At 65.2% G+C, this 2609-nt stretch carries 5 protein-coding genes; 2 read left to right on the plus strand and 3 right to left on the minus strand.

Features of this window, described 5'->3' with window-relative positions; translation table 11 throughout:
* Positions 1–220: 220 nt before the first annotated feature.
* Positions 221–940 (minus strand): VIT1/CCC1 transporter family protein, encoded by a 720-nt coding sequence (locus tag ACFDS3_RS20710; protein WP_375264210.1) that lies wholly within the window; start codon positions 938–940, stop codon positions 221–223.
* Positions 941–1050: 110 nt separating this feature from the next.
* Here ACFDS3_RS20710 and ACFDS3_RS20715 point away from each other — a divergent pair, with 110 nt between their 5' ends.
* Together ACFDS3_RS20715 and ACFDS3_RS20720 are read left to right on the plus strand one after the other, a co-directional pair.
* Complete coding sequence (locus tag ACFDS3_RS20715) at positions 1051–1218, plus strand: c-type cytochrome (protein ID WP_375264211.1); 168 nt, start codon at positions 1051–1053, stop codon at positions 1216–1218.
* Positions 1219–1295: 77 nt separating this feature from the next.
* On the plus strand, positions 1296–1436 hold the full coding sequence (locus ACFDS3_RS20720) for a hypothetical protein (RefSeq protein WP_375264212.1): 141 nt from the start codon (positions 1296–1298) through the stop codon (positions 1434–1436).
* A 37-nt stretch (positions 1437–1473) separates the two neighbouring features.
* On the opposite strand, the gene ACFDS3_RS20725 is transcribed toward ACFDS3_RS20720, so the two are convergent.
* Positions 1474–1665, minus strand: coding sequence for a hypothetical protein (locus tag ACFDS3_RS20725; protein WP_375264213.1), 192 nt, complete (start codon positions 1663–1665; stop codon positions 1474–1476).
* 359 nt (positions 1666–2024) lie between these two features.
* On the minus strand, positions 2025–2414 hold the full coding sequence (locus ACFDS3_RS20730; protein ID WP_375264214.1) for a hypothetical protein: 390 nt from the start codon (positions 2412–2414) through the stop codon (positions 2025–2027).
* Positions 2415–2609 lie beyond the last annotated feature (195 nt).

Genomic DNA, 2609 nt, shown 5'->3' on the forward strand with positions numbered 1-2609 from the left:
CCCCCTCTTGTTCGAGGGCCGTGAATCATGCGGGCCGCAAAGCCTCAACCTGATTGATGGGTCCTGAGCCTACGGCCTTGTCGAACAGCAGGGAATGCACGCCAGGGCGATTTGGCGGAGTTGCCTCCAATAGACCATGCCATTCGGGCACAAGCGCCGCGACGGTGGCTTTTTTCGCGGCTCGTTGAGCATGAACCATAATGCCGGTCAACGACGGCCCTCACCCCTCGAAGAGGCGCCCGACCCCATAGGCGATCAGGGCCGCGGCCCCACCGATCAGGAGGGTTTCGGCCGCAGAGGTCCACCATCGCCGCAGCGACCACTGGCTTTTGAGCACGCCGATCCCGGCGAACGTCACTGCGGTCGCCAGGACAGACGTGGCGAAGGGATGTGGCGCACCCACGGCGAACGGGACGAGCGGCAGAAGACCGCAGCAGAGGAAAGCCAGAAAGGTGGCCACCGCATCCCGGGCTGGTGCCGGTACGGATGGCGCGTCGATGCCGTCGACCAGAAAGCCGATCCAAGCGGATCGGCTTTGCCCGATGGCCTCTGTCGCCTGCATCAGGGCGTCTCCGGTCAGGCCGCGCGCGGCAAGAAGGCGCGCCAGGCGGGCACGGGCCGCGGCGGGGTCGCGCGTCACCAGCGTGGTGAACAAGGCACGCCGGCGCGCTGCGTCTTCCATATTCGCGCGCCCGCCTGCGTAGATGCCCGCCGCCATCGAGAACCCGTCCGCGACGACGTTAGCCGTCCCGAGGGCGAGCACCACGCCGATGGGCAACCCCGCGCCGGCCACGCCGGCGACGATGGCGAATGTCGTCACGGCACCGTCGATGGCGCCCAGCACCGCCTCGCGCAAATACGGCGCGGCGCCGTGATCGGTGTCGAGGACGGTGTCGAGGTCGGCGTCGAGGTCGGGCGGGGGCGCGGGGATTTCGGTCATGCAGCCCAATCCTACCTCTCCCGCATCGCCATGGCCTTGATCAGGATCAAGGCGCGCGAAGACCTTTGTCGGCAGCATCGGGACAGACGACATACAGGGGGGAGGCCAGCATGGGGCGCAGAACAACGGATTTGACGATGATGCTGACCAGCCTGGCGTTGGCCGCATGCAACCCGAGCCCCAAGTGGTCTGTCCTCACGCGCGGGGCCATCCTGTTCCAGCAGACCTGCGCCTCCTGCCATGGCCGGACGGCCGAGGCGGCAGCGCGCCGGACCTGACGCGCCTGGCGATGAACGCAAGGGGCACGTTCCCCAGCATCGAGGTCCTGGCCCGGATGCACGACGGAGGAAACGCAATGCCGGCCTTCAGGGATCTCGCCTTGGGTCCGACCGTGGTCGTGGAAATCGAAGAAGGTATTGGCACCCCGGTTCCGGCGGACATGCTGGCGCTCTGGCGGTATCTCGAGACGATCCAGCGGCCGGCTTGGCCAGGCTGATCGGTCCACTGACGGCGGTGCTTCGCATGGAGCCGGATCAACGCGATGCTGGCATCATCGCCGGCTCTTCGTGGCCAATCGACATGTCGTTCGCGTCGTGGAGATATCTCGTCTTGGTCTCTCCCCGAATCGCCGGCTCGAGACCTCCCGCCAGCTCCTGGAGGGCATCGATGGCTTGTCTGCTGATCTGCACAGGCGTCAGATCGGCCGCTCGCAGGTCACGCAGCACGCGGTTTCGTTTGGCTGACACAAGCGAACAGTTCGCGAGCTTGAAGAGTCGACTCGTTTCTCGGTTTCGCAGATCCTGGTATGCGTCAGGGCACGGGAGTGGGCCTTTTTCTTCTTGGCCTTCTGCGCGCCGTTCGCCTGCCGCAGTTTACTCGCCTCCGCTGTCCGCCGGGTTCCGTCCGGGGTTGTGCATGCCGTTCGACTGCTGATCCTGCCTCCCGAGAGAGGCATGAGAGACTCCGGGGTGCCTTTCCTCGGGGCCTGGATTCTGGCTACGCCCTGAAGTCGGCACGGACCTGTTCGCCGTGGGGCGGCTTACGGTCGCCGGAAGTTCCCCGGACTTCTTCAGTCGATAATACTTCAATACTTCGTCTTGCCGATTCCGAGCGCGCTCCACGGCCTCGCCCGGGACGCGTTATTGGCTTCGAGATACTCCTCCCTGCTCGCGGCCCCTCGACCGGCGCGTCGCTGCTTTTGCCGCGCCGCCTTTCGGCGCCTCTTCTCCTCTTCAGGCACGACTTGTCGAAGCTGGAGAACACATGCCATCTCGGCCGTGATACCAAGCATGTCGGCGACGGTCGCGCCTCTGTAAGTATATCTTCCATCGCTCCTGGATGCCGCCGCCGAAGGAAGGCTGGCTTTCTCCATGGCCTGACGTGCGATCGCGGCTATTTCACTTGGCGCGAGCCCAGGGGTGGCTGCGGCGGCCATCGCCGTGATCTCGCGCTCGATGTCTCCGACGTCGTGCAAGTGGGTGAGGCAAGTCGCGTAGAGATGCAGCCAGATGTTTCTGTGGCCTTACTGGACGAGACCTCCATGAGCGCGGCGGATAGCAAGCAGGTCTTCGAGGATGAGTGCGAAGCGCTGTGCCTGCGGCAGACCTCGCAGCATAGGCTCTGGACTCATAACCAGAAGATGACGGTAGCGGCGAGGGCGATGGCCGAG

The organism is Palleronia sp. (genome assembly GCF_042089775.1).
GTDB lineage: Bacteria > Pseudomonadota > Alphaproteobacteria > Rhodobacterales > Rhodobacteraceae > Palleronia.

What these genes read in the sequence shown, in the direction of transcription:
- ACFDS3_RS20720 (WP_375264212.1), top strand. Translation starts at nt 1,296, where the DNA reads ATGCCGGCCTTCAGGGATCTCGCCTTGGGTCCGACCGTGGTCGTGGAA.
- ACFDS3_RS20715 (WP_375264211.1), top strand. Translation starts at nt 1,051, where the DNA reads ATGGGGCGCAGAACAACGGATTTGACGATGATGCTGACCAGCCTGGCG.
- ACFDS3_RS20710 (WP_375264210.1), bottom strand. Translation starts at nt 940, where the DNA reads ATGACCGAAATCCCCGCGCCCCCGCCCGACCTCGACGCCGACCTCGAC.